This window comes from Arthrobacter sp. P2b, assembly GCF_900168295.1.
Classification (GTDB): domain Bacteria; phylum Actinomycetota; class Actinomycetes; order Actinomycetales; family Micrococcaceae; genus Arthrobacter.
Genome location: NZ_FVZL01000004.1, coordinates 219,573 through 239,521 on the forward strand (window position 1 = coordinate 219,573; position 19,949 = coordinate 239,521).

The 19,949-nt window shown below is 66.6% G+C and carries 20 protein-coding genes and 1 pseudogene; 12 read left to right on the forward strand and 9 right to left on the reverse strand.

The window, feature by feature from the left end:
- The first annotated feature begins 116 nt into the window (after positions 1 to 116).
- The 3 genes from B5520_RS10000 to B5520_RS10010 all read left to right on the forward strand — a co-directional run bounded on the left by B5520_RS10000 (position 117) and on the right by B5520_RS10010 (position 4,646).
- Positions 117 to 1,451, forward strand: coding sequence for a molybdopterin molybdotransferase MoeA (locus tag B5520_RS10000; RefSeq protein ID WP_079596913.1), 1,335 nt, complete (start codon positions 117 to 119; stop codon positions 1,449 to 1,451).
- On the forward strand, positions 1,439 to 2,320 hold the full coding sequence (gene fdhD / locus B5520_RS10005) for a formate dehydrogenase accessory sulfurtransferase FdhD (RefSeq protein WP_079596914.1): 882 nt from the start codon (positions 1,439 to 1,441) through the stop codon (positions 2,318 to 2,320). Before B5520_RS10000 ends, fdhD begins: the two co-directional genes overlap by 13 nt.
- Before the next feature lie 307 nt (positions 2,321 to 2,627).
- A complete protein-coding gene (locus B5520_RS10010; protein ID WP_079596915.1) occupies positions 2,628 to 4,646 on the forward strand; it encodes a BCCT family transporter in 2,019 nt (672 codons plus the stop codon).
- A gap of 57 nt (positions 4,647 to 4,703) precedes the next feature.
- Here B5520_RS10010 and B5520_RS10015 read toward each other — a convergent pair whose 3' ends face one another.
- The gene (locus B5520_RS10015) at positions 4,704 to 5,921 is read right to left on the reverse strand and encodes an ROK family transcriptional regulator (RefSeq protein WP_079596916.1); all 1,218 of its coding nucleotides are present in this window, start codon (positions 5,919 to 5,921) and stop codon (positions 4,704 to 4,706) included.
- A 137-nt stretch (positions 5,922 to 6,058) separates the two neighbouring features.
- On the opposite strand from B5520_RS10015, the gene B5520_RS10020 reads away from it, so the two are divergent.
- The 5 genes and pseudogenes from B5520_RS10020 to B5520_RS10040 all read left to right on the forward strand — a co-directional run bounded on the left by B5520_RS10020 (position 6,059) and on the right by B5520_RS10040 (position 11,020).
- Positions 6,059 to 6,820, forward strand: a complete 762-nt coding sequence (locus tag B5520_RS10020) for a sugar phosphate isomerase/epimerase family protein (protein ID WP_079596917.1) — start codon at positions 6,059 to 6,061, stop codon at positions 6,818 to 6,820.
- Positions 6,817 to 7,935: a Gfo/Idh/MocA family protein gene (locus B5520_RS10025; RefSeq protein WP_079596918.1), complete on the forward strand. Its 1,119-nt coding sequence runs from the start codon at positions 6,817 to 6,819 to the stop codon at positions 7,933 to 7,935. The genes B5520_RS10020 and B5520_RS10025 overlap by 4 nt, the downstream gene beginning before the upstream one ends.
- A 12-nt stretch (positions 7,936 to 7,947) precedes the next feature.
- A complete protein-coding gene (locus B5520_RS10030) occupies positions 7,948 to 9,126 on the forward strand; it encodes a Gfo/Idh/MocA family protein (protein WP_079596919.1) in 1,179 nt (392 codons plus the stop codon).
- Between the two features lies 1 nt (position 9,127).
- Positions 9,128 to 10,129 (forward strand): sugar phosphate isomerase/epimerase family protein, encoded by a 1,002-nt coding sequence (locus B5520_RS10035; RefSeq protein WP_079596920.1) that lies wholly within the window; start codon positions 9,128 to 9,130, stop codon positions 10,127 to 10,129.
- 1 nt (position 10,130) lies between these two features.
- Positions 10,131 to 11,020: pseudogene (locus tag B5520_RS10040) on the forward strand (Gfo/Idh/MocA family protein).
- 13 nt (positions 11,021 to 11,033) lie between these two features.
- On the opposite strand, the gene B5520_RS10045 reads toward B5520_RS10040, so the two are convergent.
- The 3 genes from B5520_RS10045 to B5520_RS10055 form a co-directional block, all read right to left on the reverse strand.
- Positions 11,034 to 11,903, reverse strand: a complete 870-nt coding sequence (locus B5520_RS10045) for a glycosyltransferase (RefSeq protein ID WP_079596921.1) — start codon at positions 11,901 to 11,903, stop codon at positions 11,034 to 11,036.
- Positions 11,904 to 12,055: 152 nt separating this feature from the next.
- On the reverse strand, positions 12,056 to 12,418 hold the full coding sequence (locus B5520_RS10050; RefSeq protein ID WP_079596922.1) for a hypothetical protein: 363 nt from the start codon (positions 12,416 to 12,418) through the stop codon (positions 12,056 to 12,058).
- 50 nt (positions 12,419 to 12,468) lie between these two features.
- Positions 12,469 to 13,368: an SDR family oxidoreductase gene (locus tag B5520_RS10055; protein ID WP_079596923.1), complete on the reverse strand. Its 900-nt coding sequence runs from the start codon at positions 13,366 to 13,368 to the stop codon at positions 12,469 to 12,471.
- Positions 13,369 to 13,576: 208 nt separating this feature from the next.
- Here B5520_RS10055 and B5520_RS10060 point away from each other — a divergent pair, with 208 nt between their 5' ends.
- The 4 genes from B5520_RS10060 to B5520_RS10075 are packed head-to-tail and all read left to right on the forward strand — an operon-like array spanning position 13,577 to position 15,888.
- On the forward strand, positions 13,577 to 14,095 hold the full coding sequence (locus B5520_RS10060; protein ID WP_079596924.1) for a DUF6328 family protein: 519 nt from the start codon (positions 13,577 to 13,579) through the stop codon (positions 14,093 to 14,095).
- 2 nt (positions 14,096 to 14,097) lie between these two features.
- Entirely contained in the window at positions 14,098 to 14,760 is a 663-nt protein-coding gene (locus tag B5520_RS10065; protein WP_079596925.1) for a DUF6766 family protein, read from the forward strand.
- A 24-nt stretch (positions 14,761 to 14,784) separates the two neighbouring features.
- Entirely contained in the window at positions 14,785 to 15,138 is a 354-nt protein-coding gene (locus B5520_RS10070) for a LuxR family transcriptional regulator (RefSeq protein ID WP_079596926.1), read from the forward strand.
- Between the two features lie 6 nt (positions 15,139 to 15,144).
- Positions 15,145 to 15,888 carry an MBL fold metallo-hydrolase gene (locus tag B5520_RS10075; protein ID WP_079596927.1) on the forward strand — a complete coding sequence of 248 codons (744 nt, stop codon included), beginning with the start codon at positions 15,145 to 15,147 and terminating at the stop codon, positions 15,886 to 15,888.
- A 64-nt stretch (positions 15,889 to 15,952) separates the two neighbouring features.
- Here B5520_RS10075 and B5520_RS10080 read toward each other — a convergent pair whose 3' ends face one another.
- The 5 genes from B5520_RS10080 to B5520_RS10100 form a co-directional block, all read right to left on the reverse strand.
- The gene (locus B5520_RS10080) at positions 15,953 to 17,077 is read right to left on the reverse strand and encodes a glycerate kinase (RefSeq protein ID WP_079597014.1); all 1,125 of its coding nucleotides are present in this window, start codon (positions 17,075 to 17,077) and stop codon (positions 15,953 to 15,955) included.
- Positions 17,078 to 17,159: 82 nt separating this feature from the next.
- Positions 17,160 to 17,969 (reverse strand): SDR family oxidoreductase, encoded by an 810-nt coding sequence (locus B5520_RS10085; RefSeq protein WP_079596928.1) that lies wholly within the window; start codon positions 17,967 to 17,969, stop codon positions 17,160 to 17,162.
- 63 nt (positions 17,970 to 18,032) lie between these two features.
- Positions 18,033 to 18,449: a hypothetical protein gene (locus B5520_RS10090; protein ID WP_079596929.1), complete on the reverse strand. Its 417-nt coding sequence runs from the start codon at positions 18,447 to 18,449 to the stop codon at positions 18,033 to 18,035.
- Positions 18,450 to 18,540: 91 nt separating this feature from the next.
- Positions 18,541 to 18,990: a hypothetical protein gene (locus B5520_RS10095; protein ID WP_217700324.1), complete on the reverse strand. Its 450-nt coding sequence runs from the start codon at positions 18,988 to 18,990 to the stop codon at positions 18,541 to 18,543.
- Between the two features lie 133 nt (positions 18,991 to 19,123).
- Positions 19,124 to 19,879, reverse strand: a complete 756-nt coding sequence (locus B5520_RS10100) for a class I SAM-dependent methyltransferase (protein WP_176156834.1) — start codon at positions 19,877 to 19,879, stop codon at positions 19,124 to 19,126.
- Between the last annotated feature and the right edge of the window lie 70 nt (positions 19,880 to 19,949).

The window sequence follows — 19,949 nt, forward strand, 5'->3', positions numbered from 1 at the left end:
AAATGGTGCTTCGGTGGGCCTAAAACCTGGGGAGGTATTCCTCATCGAAGCACCACTTTCGGAAACGGGGCCATTTCCGTCCCCGCCGATATTCAGCGCAATGAGAGGGAGCAACGATGCTCACCGAGGAACTCGTATTCCAAGCTTCTGATTCCCGCGCAGCGGTTGTCCGTAACGGGTCTCCCACCTGGGTTGAAGCCCGGCAGTTGGCCTTCGACTGCGCCAGGCCGCTCCCGCCGGCGAGCCTGCCCCTGGCTGACGCAGCCGGCCGTGTCCTCACCCGGGATGTCACTGCACTGCAGGACCTTCCGCACTATGCATCATCAGCCATGGACGGCTGGGCCGTGAACGGCCCGGGCCCGTGGCTTCTTCCGGAGGACAACCCTTCACCGCAGCACGCAACGCTGCCGGCGGACCAGGTGCTCTTACCGAACCGGGCACGCGCCATTGCCACCGGGGGACTGGTACCGGACGGCGCCGGCGCCGTCCTGCGCAAGGAAAGCGGCCAGGTATCCACGGACGCCGCAGGCAGGCACGTTCTCACGCTGCGTCCCGATGCGCGCCAGGGCGAGCCGCATCCCGGCCAGCACATACGTCCGGCCGGTGAGGAGGCAAGGGCAGGGAACGTGCTGCTGCCAGCCGGTACTGTCCTCAACCCTGCGCAGCTCGCCCTGGCGGCCGTAGCAGGCCACGACGAAGTCCCGGTCCGCGCCCGGCCCGCAGTCGCCGTCGTACTGACGGGGGCGGAAGTGGTGACGCACGGCGTTCCTGCACCGGGACAGGTCAGGGACACCTTTGGCCCGCAGCTGGGCACGGTCGTCGGGCAGCTCGGAGGTACTGCCGGCCCTCCCGTGAGGATCGGCGACTCGTTCAGCGAGTGGCTCGCCGCCCTGGCGGACTGTGCCGCGCCGGCCGGTGAACGGCCCGACGTCATCATCACAACAGGCGGGACCGGCAAGTCCGGGACGGACCACTTCCGCGCGGCCATAGCCGCGCTGGGCGGCGAACTGCTGCTTGACGGGATCGCCATGCGCCCCGGCCACCCCGCCGTGCTGGCCGGACTCCCGGACGGCCGCTTCGTCGTCGGACTGCCCGGAAATCCCCTGGCGGCCATGATGGCGCTCCTGACCATCGGTGCACCGCTGCTGGCTGCCCTCGGAAACCGGCAGCTGCGGCCGCTGGACCAGGTGCTGTCCGGCAGTGACATCGAACCGGACGCGGGACGCACCCGGCTCATCCCCTGCAGATTCCTTTCCGGGCTGGCGTTTCCGCTCCAACACACGGGGCCGGGCATGATGCGCGGCCTGGCATGGGCGGACGGCGTTATGGCCGTTCCCCCATGCGGTGTTCAGTCAGGCGAACCTGTCCCCGTCCTCCCTCTTCCCTGGACACAGCCAGGTGAGACCATAGATTCCACGAACAGTCAGGGATACACGCCATGGCCCGTATGACCCAGCGCCGGAAGATCCACCGTTTCCACCTGGATGGATCAGCCACCGAGTTCCCCGTCCGGTTCAAGGAGGATGTCCTCGCCGCCGAGGAGCCCCTGGAAATCCGGCTGGCCGGACGGTCCTTTGCCGTCACCATGAGGACTCCCGGCGACGACTTTGACCTCGTGGCCGGTTTCCTCGTCTCGGAAGGCGTCATCCGCCACCAGTCAGACCTGGTGTCGCTGCGCTTCTGCGCCGGCAGGAACGGGGATGTACAGACCTTCAACGTGGTGGATGCCCAGCTGGGACCTGGCGCGGCCATTCCGGACACCATGCGGCACGTCTACACATCAAGCTCCTGTGGCATCTGCGGGACCGAATCCATCGACGCCGTCCGCAAGACCCTGCACTTCGACCCCTCCGGGGACGGGCTGCGGGTTCCCGTGGACCTCCTGGCCGGGTTGCCGGAAAGGTTGCGGGAGGCCCAGGCCGTCTTCGACAAGACCGGCGGCGTCCATGCAGCGGGCCTGTTCAGGATGGACGGGGATGACCCTGAGCTGCTGTGCCTGCGCGAGGACGTGGGCCGCCACAATGCGGTGGACAAAGTAGTGGGCTGGGCGCTGCGGGAGGGGCTGCTCCCGCTGCGGGGCACCGTCCTGCAGGTCTCGGGCCGCGCCTCGTTTGAGCTGGTCCAGAAGGCCGCCCTGGCGGGAATCCCGGTCCTGGCTGCCGTCAGCGCGCCTTCCAGCCTTGCCGCGGACCTTGCTGCCGAGACCGGGGTGACCCTGGTGGGATTCAGCAGGGGGCACAGCCTCAATGTTTATGCCGGCCGGGAACGGATCGGACGTCCCGGCAGGGTGGCGGCGGAGGCGGCGTCATGCGCAACATGAATCACGTGGTGCAACAGCGTGTTTCGGACATTTAACGTGTCAAGAGTTACGGAGCGCCTTCAGAAAAACCTTGACTTTGAATGTGGTCTAGCGCACTCTGTTGCTTAGCGCGAATTCTGTTGATTCTTGCGGAACACCTCCCCCAGGGCTTCCCGGCCCTTCCTATGTGAATAAGAACCCTGAACCTAAAGAGGTGCGACACCACAGTCAGCGAATCGGGCGTGGACCCCAACCTTCCGCCCGGACTATCGCCCCAAGGGCATGCATCAATGCCTGCCCGTGACTCGCCGAGCAAAGGAACCCGCTCATGGCTATCAACAGCGAAATATCATCCCCCAAACCGAACGGCCTTCCCGTGGACAGCGATCCACTGGAAGCCCCTGTCAGGCCGAACCCGGACGTGAAGGACAGCACCGTCCCGGCAGCCGGAGCTGCCGCAGCCGGCACGCCGCCGGCAGAAACTGCCCCGGCCGAAAGCGAGACCGCCATCCTTCCGGAGACAGAAGAATACGAGCAGATCCTCGAGGAGCTGCGCCAGAGCAAGACCGAGCAGGCAGTCTCCGAACGCCGCAACCGCAAGCTCATCCTCGACAAGACCACGTTCGGCATCACGGGCGTCCTCGCCCTGGCCTTCGTGGTCTGGGGGTTCGTTGGCAAGGAAAGCCTTTCCACAACCTCCACCGCAGCCCTCGACTGGGTAATGGAGTACACGGGCTGGCTCTTTATGGTGCTGGCCTCCCTCTTCGTAGTTTTTGTCCTGTGGCTGGCCCTGGGCAAGTTCGGAAACATCCCGCTGGGCAAGGACGGCGAAAAGCCCGAGTTCCGGACCGTGTCCTGGGTGTCGATGATGTTCGCCGCCGGCATGGGCATCGGCCTGATGTTCTACGGTGTCGCAGAGCCCCTGTACCACTTCATCACTCCCCCGCCCGGCACCGTGGACGGCCGCACGCCGGACGCCATCCAGACAGCGATGGCCACGTCCATCTTCCACTGGACCCTCCACCCCTGGGCCATGTACGCAGTGGTGGGTATTGCCATGGCGTACGGCACCTACCGGCTGGGCCGCAAGCAGCTGATCTCGGCTGCCTTCACCTCGCTGTTCGGCATCAGGACGGTGGAAGGCCCGGTGGGGAAGTTCATCAACATCCTCGCCATCTTCGCCACGCTTTTCGGCACGGCCGCATCACTGGGCCTCGGTGCACTGCAGATCGGAAGCGGCCTTACCTCCAACGGCTACGTGGGTGAAATTGGGACTCCCGTCCTGGTGGCCATCGTCGCCATCCTGACGGCGTGCTTCGTCGCCTCGGCCGTATCCGGCATCAGCCGCGGCATCCAGTGGCTGTCCAACACCAACATGGTCCTGGCCGTCATCCTTGCTTTGATCGTCTTCATTGCCGGGCCCACCCTGTTCATCCTCAACCTCATCCCGTCGGCGGTGGGAGACTACGCCCGTGACCTGGCAGAGATGTCCTCCCGCACCGAGGCTGTGGGTGACGAAGCGCTCCGTACCTGGATGTCAGGCTGGACCATCTTCTACTGGGCATGGTGGATTTCCTGGACGCCCTTCGTAGGGATGTTCATTGCCCGCATCAGCCGCGGCCGGACCATCCGGCAGTTCGTGACCGGCGTCCTGCTGGTCCCGAGCATCGTGAGCGTCATCTGGTTCGGCATCTTCGGCGGTACTGCCTTCAAGATCCAGCAGGACGCCGACAAGGCAAACCTGCCGGGCCTGATGACGGTCACCGACGGAACTGCCAGCATTGATTTCGACGGCGCCCTGTTCAACCTGGTCAAGAACCTGCCCCTGCCGGCCTGGCTGATCGCCGCCGTCGTGGTCCTGGCCATGGTACTGGTTGCCATCTTCTTCATCACCGGCGCGGACTCGGCATCGTTGGTTATGTCCTCGTTGAGCTCCAACGGCTCCTCGGAGCCGAAGCGCGGCCTGGTCATCTTCTGGGGAACGCTGACGGGTGCAGTGGCGGCAGTTATGCTCCTGGCCGGCGGTGACGAACCTTCCGAAGCGTTGTCGGGCCTGCAGCGGATCACCATCGTTGCGGCGCTGCCGTTCGTCGTCGTGATGCTGCTGCTTTGCTTCGCCCTGGCCAAGGACCTGCGCCGGGATCCGCTCTCGCTGCGCCGCCGCCTGGCCACGTCGGTGGTGGAGCGGGCCATCCGCACCGGCGTCGAGCAGCACCGCGGGGTCCAGTTCGACCTGGTCACCAAGCACGAATGCGCGGAGACCTGCCCTGACCCCGAGTCCTGCTCCGGGGGAAGCTCCGGCGGCAGCTCTGCAGTCAGCTCCGGTCCGGAGACCGACAGGAAATAGCTTTACGTACTGGCCCTGGTGATCCCATCACCAGGGCCAGTTTTTTGTGCCGGGAGCTTAGCCGGCAATAGCGCTTCCGGCGAGTGTTGCCTCGACGACATCGGGTGACAAGACGTGCTGGGTGACCATCTGGCTGGCCCCGAGGATTGCCGCGCGGGGCCCCGCCATCGAGATGCCGATCCGCAGGTGTGCCGTGGCCAGCGGCAGCGAGCGGCGGTACACCACCTCGCGGATCCCGGCCACAAGGTGCTCCCCCGCCTCCCCGATGCTGCCGCCGATGATGACCATGGACGGATTGAGCAGGTTGACGGCGGCGGCTAGGACGTCGCCCACATCGCGCCCCGCCTGGCGCAGCGCCTGGACGGCCTGCGGGCGCCCCTCCCGGACAAGCCGAAGCACGTCGGCGCCCGTTGCCGCATCCAGGCCCTGCGCCTGGAGCTGCCGGGCGACGGCGGGCCCGGACGCGAGCGCTTCGAGGCAGCCGTAGTTGCCGCAGCGGCACAGGACGTCATCGCCCCGCGGCACGCGGACATGGCCCAGGTCACCGGCCGTCCCGTTTGCCCCGCGTTGCAGCTGTCCGCTGCTGATGATGCCCGCGCCAACGCCCGTGGCGACCTTGATGAACAGGAAGTTGCTGTGCTCGGGCCAGTAGGCGGTCCGCTCCCCGAGGGCCATGATGTTGACGTCGTTGTCCACCAGGACAGGGACCGGCAGCGAGCGCTGGACATACGGGACCACGTCGAATCCGTCCCACCCCGGCATGATGGGCGGCTTAACGGGCCGCCCCGTGTCGTGTTCAACCGGGCCGGGCAGGCCGATGCCCACTCCGGCAAGGTCCTTGAGCGGGCGGCCGGCCTCGGCGAGCAGCTCTTGTGCAAGGGCAAGGATCCGGCCCAACACGGCTTCCGGCCCGTCAGCCACTTCCTGCTCCAGCCGGCACTCCGCCACAATGCTGCCGGCAAGGTCCGTGACGGCCACCACCGCGTGGGTGGCCCCGACGTCGACGGCCAGCACAACGCGCGCGGCCGGGTTGAAGGCAAAACGCGACGGCGGCCTGCCGCCACTGGAGCTTGCCTCCCCCGCGGGCCCAACCAGGCCGGAGCTGATGAGGGCATCGATGCGTGAGGCAACGGTGGAACGGGCCAGCCCGGTAGTGATGGCAAGTTCGGCGCGCGTCCGTGCCCGGCCGTCACGCAGGAGTTGGAAGAGATCCCCGGCACGCCCCTGCAGCCCCTGGATGTCAGGCGGAGCAAATCGTCCGGCGGTTTTGGTCATACGAAATTGATAGCACGCCCACTTACTTCTGTCACGCGCACAACTTTTGCTTGACCTTCGGCAAAAGTCCTTCTAGCTTTGCACTAAGACAAACTGCCGGCGGGACACTGCCACATGCCGAAGAAGCCAGGAGAACCATGCCGTATTCAGTCCAGCTCTACACCCTGCGCAACGCCATCGAGGACGACCTGCCCGGAACCATCAGGAAGGTAGCGGAGATCGGCTTCACGCAGGTGGAGCCCTACAACTTTGTGGCCACCGCCAGGGAGCTGGGCGCCGCGCTGAGGGAAAACGGCCTGGCCGCACCTTCCGGCCACGCTCCGCTGCTCAGCCAGGACCAGGACGAAATTTTCGCCGCGGCCAAAGGACTCGGCATTGCCACCGTCATCGAGCCCTTCATCCCTGCCGATCACTGGCAGAATGCGGAGGACATCCAGGCCACGGCGGCCAGGCTCAACGCAGCAGCCAAAAAGGGCGCCGAATACGGGATCCGTGTGGGCTACCACAACCATCAGTGGGAGCTGGAGTCCACCATTGAAGGCCGCACCGCCCTGGAATACTTCGCAGGCCTGCTGGATCCGGAGGTGGTCCTGGAGGTGGACACGTACTGGGTGGCTGTCGGCGGCCATGACGCCGTGGACATCCTTGCCAGGCTGGGTGACCGGGTGAAGCTCATCCATATCAAGGACGGCCCCCTGACCACGGACACCAAGGCGCAGCAGCCCGCAGGGCAAGGCAAGGTCCCGGTCCTGGACGTCATCGCAGCGGCGAAGTCCCTGGAGACAGGCGTGGTGGAATTCGACGACTATGCCGGCGACATCTTCGACGGCATCGCCCAAAGCCTGGCCTTCCTGAACAGCAACACCGCCGGCAACCCTGCGGAAGGAGCAACCGCATGAGTCCCCTTTCCACACGCAAAGGCCCGGTAGGCGTCGGCGTCATCGGCGCCGGCAACATCAGCAAGCAGTACCTGGACAACCTCACAGTGTTCCCCGACCTCAAAGTCCACGTCATCGCCGACATGTTCGAAGAGGCGGCCGAGGCCCGCGCCAAGGAGTACGGCATCCCGGAATGGGGCGGCGTGGACAAGGCACTGCACCACCCGGACGTGGAGATCATCGTCAACCTGACCGTCCCGGCCGCGCACGTTGAGGTGGCCACGGCCGCCGTAAACGCCGGCAAGCACGTCTGGACGGAGAAGCCGTTCAGCCTGGACCGGGAATCCGGGCTCGGCCTGCTCAAGACCGCCGACGCCGCGGGCATCCGCCTCGGCTGCGCCCCGGACACCTTCCTTGGCGCCGGGCTGCAGACGGCCCTGCGCCTGATCCATCGCGGCGACATCGGGACGCCGCTGACCGCGATGACCACGTTCCAGACCCCCGGCCCGGAGTCCTGGCACCCCAACCCGGCGTTCCTGTTCCAGCATGGCGCCGGCCCGCTGTTCGACATGGGGCCCTACTACCTCACCACCCTGATCCAGGCATTCGGCTCCATCCGCAAGGTGGCCGCCGTCGGGTCCAAAGCCAAGGAAATTCGCGTCATCGGTTCCGGACCCAAAGCCGGCGAGGAATTCACGGTTGACGTACCCACCCACGTCTCAGCGATGGCGCAGTTCGACAGCGGGGCTTCCTCCCACAGCGTGTTCTCCTTCGAATCCCCCCGCGCACGGGTGGGCTTTGTGGAGATCACCGGCACCGAGGCCACCATTTCCCTGCCGGACCCCAATTACTTCGACGGCGACATCAAGCTGTGGCGGGCCGGAGACGAGGACTGGACCACCATCCCGGCCACCGGCCCCGCGAACGGCCGGGGCATGGGCGTGCTGGACATGGCCCGGTCCATCCGGGCAGGTGTCCCGCACCGCGCCACCGGGGACCTTGCGTACCACGTCCTGGACAGCATGGTTTCCATTTCCGAATCCATCGATGCCGGCACCTTCATCAACGTGGAAAGTTCCGCTCCGGCCTCCGCAGCCCTCCCCGAGGACTGGGCACCCGAAACCGCTACCCTCTAGGAAACCCCGACCATGACACAGCAGACACAAAGCAGCGGCGCCCGTTCCCTCGGCGTTGCCGCCATCGGCTACGCCTTTATGGGCAAGGCCCACTCCAACGCGTGGCGGAACGTGGCCAGCTTCTTCGACGTTCCGGCCTTCGAGCAGAAAGTACTCGTGGGGCGTGATGCCGGGCAGGTGGCACAGGCGGCAGCCAAGTACGGCTGGGCTGAGTCCGCCACCGACTGGCGCTCCGTCATCACCCGCGACGACATCCACATCGTGGATATCTGCGCACCGGGCTGGATGCACGCCGAGATCGCCGTCGCCGCCCTCGAGGCCGGCAAGCACGTCCTCGTCGAAAAACCCCTGGCCAACACCCTGGCCGAAGCTGAACTCATGACTGCCGCGGCGGCAAAGGCCCGGGCCCGCGGCGTCCAGTCGATGATTGGCTTCAACTACCGCCGGGTCCCCGCACTTGCCCTCGCAAAGGAACTGATTTCCGAGGGCCGAGTGGGCACGGTGCGGCACGTCCGCGCCGCCTACCTGCAGGACTGGCTTGCCGATGACCAGGCCCCCATGACCTGGCGGCTGCGAAAAGAAACAGCAGGCTCGGGCGCCCTCGGCGACATCGCCTCACACGCCATCGACCAGGTCCTCTACCTCCTGGGCGACCAGGTCACCGAGGTCAGCGGCCGGCTCCACACCTTCGTGGACCGCCGCCCGGGCACCAACGGACCGGAGGACGTAACGGTCGACGACGCCGCCTGGGCAACACTGTCCCTCGCCTCCGGAGCCATCGCCTCGGTGGAGGCCTCCCGGGTGGCCACCGGGCGGAAGAACTCCCTCCAGATTGAGGTCTACGGCGATAAGGGCAGCATCCTCTTCGACCTGGAAAATCTCAACGAACTCGGCTTCCTGGACGCCACCGCGCCCGCCCGGGAGCAGGGCGTCCGGCGTATCCTCGTCAGCGAACCGGACCACCCGTACCTTGATGCGTGGTGGCCGCAGGGCCACATCATCGGCTGGGAACACACCTTCACCCACCAAATCCGCGACTTCCTGCTGGCCGTGCAGGACGGAACCCAGCCGTCGCCGTCGTTCGAAGAAGGACTGAACGTGCAGTACATCCTGAACGCCGTCGAGGAATCCGCCGGCAACAAAAGCGCCGCCACACCCGTCCACGCACCGCTTTCCACCGAAGGAGCCTGACATGCCCCGCCCGTTCACCCTTTTCACCGGCCAGTGGGCCGACCTGCCCTTCGAGGAAGTCGCCAAGCTGGCCTCCGGCTGGGGCTACGACGGACTGGAGATCGCCGTCTCCGGCGACCACCTGGACGCCTGGCGCTGGGACGAACCCGGCTACGTCGAGTCCAAGCTGGCGATCCTGGAGAAGTACAACCTCAAGGTCTGGGCCATCTCCAACCACCTCACCGGCCAGGCCGTCTGCGATGACCCCATCGACTTCCGGCACCAGGGCATCGTCCGGTCCAAGGTCTGGGGCGACGGCGACCCCGAAGGCGTCCGCCAGCGCGCCGCCGAGGAAATGAAACACACCGCCCGGCTCGCCAAGGCACTGGGCGTGGACACCGTCGTCGGCTTCACCGGCTCCTCCATCTGGCAGTACGTCGCCATGTTCCCGCCCGTGCCCGAAAAGGTCATCGACGCCGGCTACCAGGACTTCGCCGACCGCTGGAACCCCATCCTGGACGTCTTCGACGAATGCGGCGTCCGCTTCGCCCACGAAGTCCACCCCTCCGAAATCGCCTACGACTACTGGACCACCGTCCGCACCCTCGAAGCCATCGGCCACCGCGAAGCGTTCGGCCTGAACTGGGACCCGTCCCACATGATGTGGCAGGGCATCGACCCCGTCTCCTTCATCTGGGACTTCAAAGACCGGATCTACCACGTGGACTGCAAGGACACCAAGATCCGCCAGACCGGCCGCAATACCGTCATGGGCTCCCACCTGCCCTGGGGCGACCCCCGCCGCGGCTGGGACTTCGTCTCCGCCGGACGCGGTGACGTCCCCTGGGAAGCCTCCTTCCGCGCCCTCGCGGCCATCGGCTACAACGGACCCATCAGCGTCGAATGGGAAGACGCCGGCATGGACCGCCTCCACGGCGCGCCCGAAGCCCTTGCTGCGCTGAAGAAGTACGATTTCCCTGTTTCCACCGCTTCGTTCGACGCCGCCTTCAGCAGCAAGGACTGACATGCCCCGCCACAGCAACGGCACCTCCGACGGACAACTCCGTTGGGGCATCCTCGGCACAGGCTTTATCGCCGCGCTGCAGGCCCAGGACCTGCTGGACAACGGGTTCACCGTCCAGGCCGTCGGCTCCCGGAGCCTGGAATCCAGCCAGGCGTTCAGCGCCCGGTTCGGCATTGCCAACGCGCACGGCAGCTACGAGGAGCTCGCCGCCGATCCCGAGGTGGATGTGGTGTACGTTGCCACGCCCCACGTGTTCCACCACGCCAACGCACTGCTTGCCCTGAACGCGGGCAAGCACGTGCTGGTGGAGAAGGCCTTCACCATCAATGCCCGCGAAGCGCAGGACATCGTGGAGCTCGCGGAGGCTAAGGGACTGGTGGCCCTGGAGGCCATGTGGACCAGGTTCCTCCCGCACATGGTCCGCCTCCGCGAGATCATCAGGGAGGGCACCATCGGCGAGGTCAGGAAGGTCATCGCCAGCCATAACCAGGACCTCCCCAAGGACCCGGCCCACCGGCTTAACGATCCTGCCCTGGGTGGCGGCGCGTTGCTGGACCTTGGCATCTACCCCGTCTCGTTCGCGTTTGATGTGTTTGGCGCACCGGAAATCATCCTGGCCAGCGCTGCCATGACGGCGACGGGCGTGGACCGCCAGACGGCAGCGGTTTTCGAGTATGCGCAGGGACAGCAGGCCATCCTCGACTGTGAACTTGATGCCGCCGGACCCAACCGGGCAGTGGTGATCGGCACGGGCGGCTGGAGCGGCTCGTCAGCGAAGGGCTCACCGGAGGGACCGTGCTGCCGCCGGCTGAGAGCGTGGCCGTGATGGCTGCCTTGGACGGAATCCGCCGCCAGATCGGCCTGGCGTACGACGCCGACGAACGGCTTTAGCGGCCGGCCCGCCTTAGGCGGGACCGCGGTTCAGGACCACCTCGTAGGCTTCCACGCGCCGGTCCGTCACGGTGGTGGGCGATTCCAGGTGGACTGCCCCGGAGGGCAGGATGCCGGCCCCGCCGAAGCGTTCCATGACCTGCCACTGGGCCATGACGTCCTCCCCCGCGTGATCCGGCGGCAGGTCCGGCCAGAAGGTAAACCCACCGGCGTCGTTCAGGGCTTCGCGCCGGTACATCACGCACCCGCCCAGCCACGCCACCCGGTAGGGCACCCATTGTCCCGGCTCAAGGGACAGGTCGGCGCTGAGGTGGCTAAGGTTGGCGGCGCTGTGGAGCGGCCAGCGCTCGAACGCGGGGTCCCCCGGGCGGATGCGCTCCGGCATCACCCCGCCCTCCCACGCTTCGAAGTTCGCGGTCTGCCCGGGCCGCCGGTCGTCCAGGTAGGACAGACCCTGCGGGGCCATCCCTACAAAGCCGCACCCAAGCTCGTGGAGCGCGCGGCTGAGCAATTCCACAGCACCCGGCTCCAGCCAGATGTCGTCGTCAAGGAAGAGGCACTGGTCCGCCGTGGACTGCTCCAGCAGGAACTGGCGGTGTTCCGCCAGCCCGCGCCGCGGCAGGTGGCGAAGGAGCCTGACCGGCCGCCCCTGGGCTTCCAGGACCCGCACCATGGCGGCAGCGGCGGGGTGCTCCCAGCCGGGCCCGTCCGTGGACTGGTCGCTGACGACGACGGCGAAGGCCGGGTCGGTTTGTCCGGCAAGTCCCGCGAGGGTGACGGCGAGTTCCGCCGGCCGGTCGCAGGTGGGTACAAGAACGTCCACTGCAACCCGTTCCGGCCTCTCAGCCGGCCGCGCCCACTGTCCTGATGGTCTCCTGCTCACAGTTCCTCCTGGCACCGGCGGGAAAGGGCCGGCAACTGGCGAATTGGTTTCGCATGGTCCGTACCCCGCTGGGAGCCATGTATGCCGGACACGGCGAAGGCCCCCGTCCCGGTATGGAGCCGTGGCGGGGGCCTTCAGCGGATCAGGACCGCTTATCCGGCGTCGAAGCTCTCGCCGCCGCTGTCTTTGGGCGACTTTTCCTGCGGGAGGTCGTTGCCGCTGCCGTCCGGAATGCCGGTGGCTTCCTGCCCGGGCTCGGAGGAGACCGGCGCGGAGCCCTGGGAATCGTCGTTGAACTCGTTGATCTCAGCCTCGCCGGAGGGAAGGTCCATGTCACGCGGAACCTGTTCCTCCCCGACGCCGGACTGCGGTTCGTTGGTGTCAGCCCCGCCGGCACCCGATGTGGTGCCGCCCTGGCTTGCGCCCTGGTTGCCGCCAAGCTCCTGCTCAGCCGTCGGAGTGCCGTAGCCGCCCGGGTCCTTTTCCGGCTCGGCGTGCTGGTTTTCCTGCGTCATGGTTCCTCCTGTGTGCGATGGGATGAAACTGGTGTGTAGAATCCGGCTGCTTAGAGCCCCTTGCCGCCCGTCACGGGCAGCACCGCGCCGGAAATGTAGGACCCGTCTTCGGAGGCCAGCAGAACGTACGCCGCGGCGAGCTCAGCAGGCTGGCCGGCACGTTCCAGCGGCGTATCCTGGCCAAACTTCGGGAGCTTGTCCGGCCATTCGGTGGCGGGGATCAGCGGCGTCCAGATGGGGCCGGGGGCCACCGCGTTGACGCGGATCCCCTTGGACCCCAGTTCCTGCGCGAGTGCCTTGGTGAACGCCACCTGCGCGGCCTTGGTCATGGCGTAATCGATGAGGCCCGGCGAGGGATTGAAGGCCTGGATGGATGCCGTGGTGATGATCGAGGCGCCCGGTTTGAGGTGCGGGACCGCCGCCCGTGCGGTCCAGAGCAGGGAGTACAGGTTGGTCTTGAAAACCCGGTCGAACTCCTCCGTGGGAAGGGTCTCCAGGCTTTCGCGGTTCTTCTGGTAGGCAGCGTTCAGCACCACCACGTCCAGGCGGCCGAATCCGGCCACGGTTTCCTCGACGATCCGGGTGCTGAAGTCCTCTTCACGCCCGTCCCCGGCGAACAGGAGGACGCGGCGCCCCGCCTTCCGGATCCAGTCCGCAGTGTCCTGGGCGTCGTCTTCCTCCTCGGGAAGGTAGGAGATGGCTACGTCGGCTCCCTCACGGGCAAATGCGATGGCCGCCGCCTTGCCGATGCCGGAATCGCCGCCGGTGATGAGTGCCGCCTTGCCCTCCAGCTTCCCGTGTCCCTCGTAGCTGAGTTCTCCGTGGTCAGGTTTGGGATCCATGGGCGCGGTGAGGCCCGGCTGCTTCTGTTCCTGCTCGGGGAAGGGGCCTGCGTGGTAGCCGCCCCGGGGGTCCTTTGGCTGGTCCGTCTGCTTGTCTGTGCCGCTCATAGTCCACCTACTCGCTGTGTCGGTTTTCGAAGAGCCCTGCCGCCGGCCCTTCGACGCTATCCCGGCCGGCGGAACAAAGTCCACCCGTTCGGTGCCGATAATCAGTAAACTTATCAAATGTTGATACCGGCGCAAGATCGGCCTTGTTTCTGGGTATGTGAAGAGTAGAAAGGGAAACAGGGCCGGCCAGGCCAAGGAAGGAGCAGCGATGTCCGAGGTGGAGGATTACACCGGCAGAACCGGGCGGAACGAAACCCGCGAGGAGCAACTGGACCGCAACTGGGCGGAACTGCTCCAGGAGATGCGCGTGCTGCAGATGGGCGTCCAGATCCTGGCAGGCTTCCTCCTGACCCTGCCCTTCCAGGAACGGTTTGAAGACCTGGATGACTTCCAGGTGAACCTGTACCTGACCAACGTGGTGATCGCCGCACTGACCACGGCGTTGATCCTCCTGCCGGTCAGTGTGCACCGGAGGCTTTTCCGGAAGCGCCTCAAGGAAACCCTGGTGTCCAGCGGCGACACGATCGCCAAGATCACCCTGGCCGGCATCGCGCTGCTCAGCGCCGGCACTGCAGCCCTGGTTTTCGACGTCACCGCGGGCCGCTCGGCCGGGCTGACGGCCGGCGCGGCACTGCTGGCCGTGATGGTGGTCCTGCTGGTCTATGTCCCACTGCACCTTAACAAGCGCGCCGCCGCAGGAATGACGGCCAGGGCAAACAAGGAGTGACAATGCGCAAATGGGCCAAGGAACACGGGCTGCTGCTGGCGAACGCAGCCCTGTTCCTGATCTTTTTCGGAGGGATGATCCTCTCCGGAGCAGCGTCGTACAGCGAAGAGCAGCAGGCACACGGCGAACCCGGGGTTTCAGTCCTGCAGTTCATGGGCACCGGGGAGTTTGTCGAGGCCACCTTTGAGAACTGGGAATCGGAGTTCCTGCAGATGGCCCTGTACGTGGTGCTGACGGTTTTCCTGTTCCAGAAGGGATCGTCGGAATCCAAACCGATGGGCAAGGAAGCCCCGCAGGACGAGGATCCCCGCGAGGCCGCCATCAAGAAGGCAACGCCGTGGCCGGTCAAGCGCGGCGGTGCCGCATTGAAGTTCTACGAGCACTCGCTGTCCATCCTGCTGTTTGTGCTGTTTTTGGCCTCCTTCACGGCGCACGCCCTGGGCGGCACTGCGGCGTACAACGAGGAGCAGCAAAGCCACGGCCAGCCCACAGTCACGTTCCTGCAGTACGTGGGGACCAGCCGCTTCTGGTTCGAGTCTTTCCAGAACTGGCAGAGCGAGTTCCTGGCCATCGCCGTCCTGGTGGGCGCGTCCGTCTACCTCCGGGAAAAGGGCTCCCCGGAGTCCAAGCCTGTGGCCGAACCCCATTACGAAACCGGCGCCTGAGCCGGTTCCTGTCGAAAGGAATCCATGCGAACTGTTGTGAAATCCGTCCTTCTGGCCCTCCTGCTCCTGGCTGCGCCGGCACTTTCGGTGGCACCGGCCTCAGCCGCACAACATCCGGCGGTCGCCGCCGGCGACGCAGCTGTCCAGGCGGCGGCGGGGACTTCCGGAGGGGTGTGGGCGCCGGCAGGCAACACTCCCACGCCGTCTCCCGGAGATACCGCCTCCAGCGGACCTGCGAACCCCGGGACGGGCGAGTCCGCGCAAAATGAGTCCACCCGGCTGGACTTCGCTCCCTGGGTGATCGGCGCAATCGCCCTGGTAACAATCATTGTGGTACTGATCTGGCGGCGCCGCCGGAACACCACCATCGTGGGCTGAGGGCGCATGATTACTCCAAACGTGGCCGACGGCATCCACCTCATCACGCATGCCCACGTCAACTGCTATCTGGTGGAGGACCAGGACGGGCTGACCCTGGTGGACGCCGGGCTGCCGAGCATGTGGTCCATGCTGCTGGAACTCCTGGAGGCCCGCGGCCGGCGGCCGGAGGATATCAAGGCCCTGGTCCTCACCCACGGGCACTTCGACCATGTGGGATTTGCGTTGCGGGCACGGCGGGAGTGGAACGTGCCGGTGCTGGTCCATCCCCGGGACGCGCACCTGGCTGCCCATCCATACAGCTACAAGCCCCAGCGCAACCGGTTCCTCTATCCTCTGAGCCACCCGCGGTCAGTGCCGCTGCTGGGGAGGATGGCGGCAGCCGGAGCGCTGGCCGTCAAGGGAGTGTCAAGCACCCGGCCACTGCCTACCGGCGCCGCCTTGCCGGTGCCGGGACGGCCCACGGTTGTCCACACTCCTGGCCACACCGACGGGCACTGCATCCTGCATCTCGCGGACCGCGACGCCGTCCTGAGCGGCGACGCCCTGGTGACCCTGGACCCCTACACGGGCAAGGCGGGGCCGCAGATCGTTGCCTCCGCGGCGACCAAGGACACGAAGCAGGCCCTGGCGTCCCTGGAGGCGATAGCCGCCACGGGTGCCGCAACCGTGCTTTCAGGCCACGGGGAGCCCTGGACGCAGGGCGCCGGCGCGGCAGTGAGCCATGCACTCACGGTCGGGGCGCACTGACGGTCGGGGCCCACTGACAGTCGGGGCGTATTGAGGCCGTCTTTTCCGGTAATGCCCAGGGGCTTTAGGCCCCTTCGAGTACCTGGCTCGTTGCCCAGGCCAGGTACTTTCCGGCATTGGCAACAGCATCCTGCGGGCTCGACGCCACGTCCAGCAACTGTGCCGCAGCCACCACACCGTGCCGGGCGAGGTCTTCGGGTGTCACCAGGATCCGGCCGGCCACAACGATGACCGGTATGCCCCGCTCGCGGGCGGCGTCGGCGAGCGCAATGGGCGCCTTGCCGGTGAGCGACTGGGAATCCATGGACCCTTCGCCGGTAATCACCAAATCCGCGCCGCCCAGTTGCTGTGCCAGGCCGGTGAGTCCGGCTACCAGCGCGAAGCCGCCTTCCAGCGTGGCGCCCGTAAAGGCAAGGAACGACGCCGGGAAGCCGCCAGCGGCGCCGGCGCCGGGGACGTTCACGTCCCGGCCCGTGGCTTCCCGCAGGACGGATGCCCAGTTGCGGAGGCCGGCGTCGAGCTGTTCCACGGCGTCCTGGTCCGCGCCCTTTTGCGGGGAAAAGACGTGCGCGGCGCCGGACGGTCCGTAGAGCGGGTTGCGGACGTCAACAGCGATCCGGAAGGTGGTTGCCGCGAGCCGGGGGTCCAGGCCGGTGGTGTCCAGCGTGACGACGTCGGCGAGGGATCCGCCGCCCAAGGGCACCACGTTGCCGGCGGAGTCCAGTGGCTTCAGGCCGAGGGCGCGCAGGGCTCCGCTGCCGCCGTCGGTCATTGCTGATCCGCCCAGGCCCAGCACGATTTCCGTAGCACCTGCTTCCAGGGCGGCCGCGATGAGCTGTCCGCAACCGTAGCTGTGGGCCCGCAGGGCGTTCTCCGGCGTGGGTTCCATGCTGGCGAGGCCCGATGCCTGGGCAGTTTCGATGACGGCGGTGACCTTGCCATCGCTGCCCTTGCGGATGGCCCAGGCGGCGCCGAGGGGTGCCAGAATCGGGCCCACCACGGCGTTGAGCCGTTCCTCGTAGCCGGCGGCGACGGCCGCTTCAAGGGTGCCCTCGCCGCCGTCGGCGATGGGGAACTGGGTGGCCACGGCGTCGGGGTAAACGCGCAGGGCGCCTTCAGCGATCGCGGCGGCGGCTTCGGCTGCCGTTAGGGAGCCCTTGAACTTATCCGGAGCAATGAGGATGCGCATGCGCTCCATCATGCCAGCACCGCGCGGGAAAGCGCTTGCCAGATCCGGCATGCGGACAAACCCCTGCTGTTGAGTGGAAACCTCAGCCTTCGCGCCACTCGTGGCTGGTGATGTGCGAGCCTGCCTGCGGGCCCATCTGGAGCATGCCGCCGTCCACGGGCCAGGACGCTCCGTTCACGTAGCTGGAGGCAGGTGACGCCAGGAAGGCGATCACGGCGGCAATCTCCCGGGCGTCACCTGGCCGGCCCAGGGGCACGCCCGGGCGGTCCTTCTTGGTGGGGTCCTCGTCCTCCTGGCCGGTCATGGGAGTGGCAATCTCGCCGGGGGCCACGGTGTTTGCAGTGATTCCGTGCTCAGCCAGTTCCAGGGCCAGCGTCTTCATAAGGCCGGCAAGCCCATGTTTGGACGCGTCATAGGCGGAGGATCCCACCCGGGGCTGGAACTCGTGGACGCTGGTGACGGCGATCAGCCTTCCGCCCCGGCCGGCGTGGACCATGCGGCGGGCTGCTGCCTGCAGGCAGACAAACGCGCCGTTGAGGTTGGTGTCGAGTGTCTGCATCCAGCGGTCGATGTCCATGTCCAGGAATTTGGTGCTCTCGCCGGTGCCTGCGTTATTGACGAAGACGTCCACGCCGCCGAGCTCGTCAGCGAGTTCGTCGATCACGGCGCCTGCCGTCCGGAGCTCCGTGGTGTCCAGTTGCCGGATCACCGCCTTGCGGCCCAGAGCACGGATCTCCTCCGCAGTGCCTTCGGCCCCGGCTTTGTCGGAATGCCAGGTGACACCAACATCCAGTCCGGCGCGGGCCAGGGCCACTGCGGTGGCCTTGCCGATGCCGGAATCGGATGCGGTGACGATGGCGGTGGCGGGCGTGAAGTTGCTGGTGTCCTGCATCGAGGCAGCCTTTCGGGTGGGTCAGGGTGCGTGGATCATCTTGGGTCGAACTGGTCGCGGCGGTCAGGCGGGACGGCGAAGTTCCGCCTCCGGCGGGTAGCCGCCGTGTGCTGTGGCCGGTTCCTCGGGAACGGCCATCAGCGGGACGGCGAAGGTGACCACCGGCCGCGCTTCCGGGTCGTCCGCCGACCTCACGGTCAGGCTCCGGGTGCCGGGCGGCACCGAGGGGGTGAAGACCTGAAGGTTCCGGGAGCCCAGGACCGCGGAGTCCCGCAGTGAGTACTCGGTTCCAAAGTGGTCCTGGAGGATAATCCGGGGTTGCGGCCCGCCCTCGGACGCCATCTGGATATTGACCACCAGCCCGGTGGCCCAGATTTCCACCGACAAGACGGTGAATTCATTCGAGTCCGTGACGTGGCGTCCATACGTGGGCGGCAGCAGCATCCTGCGAAGGGAGCCTGACGGTATGAGTTTGCGCATTGTTGTTCCTGTGGGTCTTGCGTCCGCGGTCGCCGAAGTGGCGCCGGATGCAACTCCGGTGCTGCCGAAACGATGGGGGCGCGGGTGCGGCTTAGGCGTCTTCGCGGTTGGGATTTTCCAGCCGGAAGAAGTTGGATTGCTGCCCGTCGCTGCGCTGTTCCTGATAGATGAAGTTCAGTCCCCGGGAGTCGAAGGTTTCAAACCATTCCTCCCAGCTGATGTGGCGAAGCTTGTCGTTTTCGCCGCCAAAATCGATTCTCAGCACTCCGAGGTGGTCTCCGTGTTCGGTGCCTTCCACCGTGGCGGGAACGCCGTCGCGCTCCTCCGCCCACTGCCTGATGACTTCGTGGTGGGTGGTGGCGAGGCTGCGTCCCTCACGCTCCGGCTCGTCCTCCGGCGAGGTGACTTCCTGTGAGTACTTGAGGGATTTGGAGGAGTCCGGCCCACGCCGGATCTTTCCGCCGTCCGGGCCGGGGCCCAGGTCCTCTTCATCCGTGCCCGCGCCGGAATCGCGGGCGTTGTTTCCCTTGTCCTGTGCCATGGCGGCCATCCTTTCCCCAAGGTCCTAACTAGTAAGGCTACTTACTATGTAGCCTCCGGATTGGCCCTTGTGTCAAGGGGTTTGGCGGCTTTCTGCGGCTTCCCGCAATGGCGCCACTGCCGGGCGCGGGCCGCTAGGTCCGGGGGCGCAGCACCGCGTAATATCCGGGAACGCGACCCTGCCCGCTGATGCCGGTTGCGGGATTCGTTTCGATGGCCACGGGTCCGTCCTCCACGAGTTGCCAGGCGGTGGGGGGCAGTGCCCGGGAGCGCTCCTCCGGGCCGAAACGGCCGGGCATCGGCAGGCCGCGGATGGCCCGTTCGAGTGGAGCAGGAATGCTGCGGGATGTGGCGCCCAAATGGGACACGTACTCCACCGGATTTCCCTGGAAGTTGGTCTCCGCAAGGAATACGCTCCCGCGCTGCCCAACCAGCAGTCGCAGGTTTTCCGCGAGGGCCGCCTGGTCTGCCGCGCCCAGGACATGGAGAACGCCCCGGATGAACACGTTGGCCTCCCGCGGGAGGTCTTTCTCTGCGCCCGGCGCCGTCATGTCCCTGACCTGGAACCGGACGTTGCGGAATTCAGCGGATTCGTCCTCGGCCCGGTTCACCGCGTGCGCGGACACGTCCACGCCGATGACCTCGGGGAAAAGTCCGGCCAGGGCCCTGCTGAAGCTGCCGTGCCCGCAGCCGATGTCAACGACGGGAAGCTCCGGGTCCAGGTGGCGGAGGAGGACTTCCTTGTAGCTGAGGAATTCCTGGTCGGTTCCGGAATCCCATAGGACCTCACCGGCCGCCCCGGTGGCCCTGATGCCGGCCCAGTAGGTGTCCCAGGCCAGCGGCCGGTCCTTCGGCGCAGAGCGCGACAGCCGGACAAGCTTGGGGATCATCAGGTACTTCTGCAGGGCGGATGCCACCGATTTCGCTGGGGAGGACTTTGAGGGGGAGGACACCGCTCCA

What these genes read in the sequence shown, in the direction of transcription:
- B5520_RS10000 (WP_079596913.1), top strand. Translation starts at nt 117, where the DNA reads ATGCTCACCGAGGAACTCGTATTCCAAGCTTCTGATTCCCGCGCAGCG.
- fdhD (WP_079596914.1), top strand. Translation starts at nt 1,439, where the DNA reads ATGGCCCGTATGACCCAGCGCCGGAAGATCCACCGTTTCCACCTGGAT.
- B5520_RS10010 (WP_079596915.1), top strand. Translation starts at nt 2,628, where the DNA reads ATGGCTATCAACAGCGAAATATCATCCCCCAAACCGAACGGCCTTCCC.
- B5520_RS10015 (WP_079596916.1), bottom strand. Translation starts at nt 5,921, where the DNA reads ATGACCAAAACCGCCGGACGATTTGCTCCGCCTGACATCCAGGGGCTG.
- B5520_RS10020 (WP_079596917.1), top strand. Translation starts at nt 6,059, where the DNA reads ATGCCGTATTCAGTCCAGCTCTACACCCTGCGCAACGCCATCGAGGAC.
- B5520_RS10025 (WP_079596918.1), top strand. Translation starts at nt 6,817, where the DNA reads ATGAGTCCCCTTTCCACACGCAAAGGCCCGGTAGGCGTCGGCGTCATC.
- B5520_RS10030 (WP_079596919.1), top strand. Translation starts at nt 7,948, where the DNA reads ATGACACAGCAGACACAAAGCAGCGGCGCCCGTTCCCTCGGCGTTGCC.
- B5520_RS10035 (WP_079596920.1), top strand. Translation starts at nt 9,128, where the DNA reads ATGCCCCGCCCGTTCACCCTTTTCACCGGCCAGTGGGCCGACCTGCCC.
- B5520_RS10050 (WP_079596922.1), bottom strand. Translation starts at nt 12,418, where the DNA reads ATGACGCAGGAAAACCAGCACGCCGAGCCGGAAAAGGACCCGGGCGGC.
- B5520_RS10055 (WP_079596923.1), bottom strand. Translation starts at nt 13,368, where the DNA reads ATGAGCGGCACAGACAAGCAGACGGACCAGCCAAAGGACCCCCGGGGC.
- B5520_RS10060 (WP_079596924.1), top strand. Translation starts at nt 13,577, where the DNA reads ATGTCCGAGGTGGAGGATTACACCGGCAGAACCGGGCGGAACGAAACC.
- B5520_RS10065 (WP_079596925.1), top strand. Translation starts at nt 14,098, where the DNA reads ATGCGCAAATGGGCCAAGGAACACGGGCTGCTGCTGGCGAACGCAGCC.
- B5520_RS10070 (WP_079596926.1), top strand. Translation starts at nt 14,785, where the DNA reads ATGCGAACTGTTGTGAAATCCGTCCTTCTGGCCCTCCTGCTCCTGGCT.
- B5520_RS10075 (WP_079596927.1), top strand. Translation starts at nt 15,145, where the DNA reads ATGATTACTCCAAACGTGGCCGACGGCATCCACCTCATCACGCATGCC.
- B5520_RS10080 (WP_079597014.1), bottom strand. Translation starts at nt 17,077, where the DNA reads ATGCGCATCCTCATTGCTCCGGATAAGTTCAAGGGCTCCCTAACGGCA.
- B5520_RS10085 (WP_079596928.1), bottom strand. Translation starts at nt 17,969, where the DNA reads ATGCAGGACACCAGCAACTTCACGCCCGCCACCGCCATCGTCACCGCA.
- B5520_RS10090 (WP_079596929.1), bottom strand. Translation starts at nt 18,449, where the DNA reads ATGCGCAAACTCATACCGTCAGGCTCCCTTCGCAGGATGCTGCTGCCG.
- B5520_RS10095 (WP_217700324.1), bottom strand. Translation starts at nt 18,990, where the DNA reads ATGGCACAGGACAAGGGAAACAACGCCCGCGATTCCGGCGCGGGCACG.
- B5520_RS10100 (WP_176156834.1), bottom strand. Translation starts at nt 19,879, where the DNA reads ATGATCCCCAAGCTTGTCCGGCTGTCGCGCTCTGCGCCGAAGGACCGG.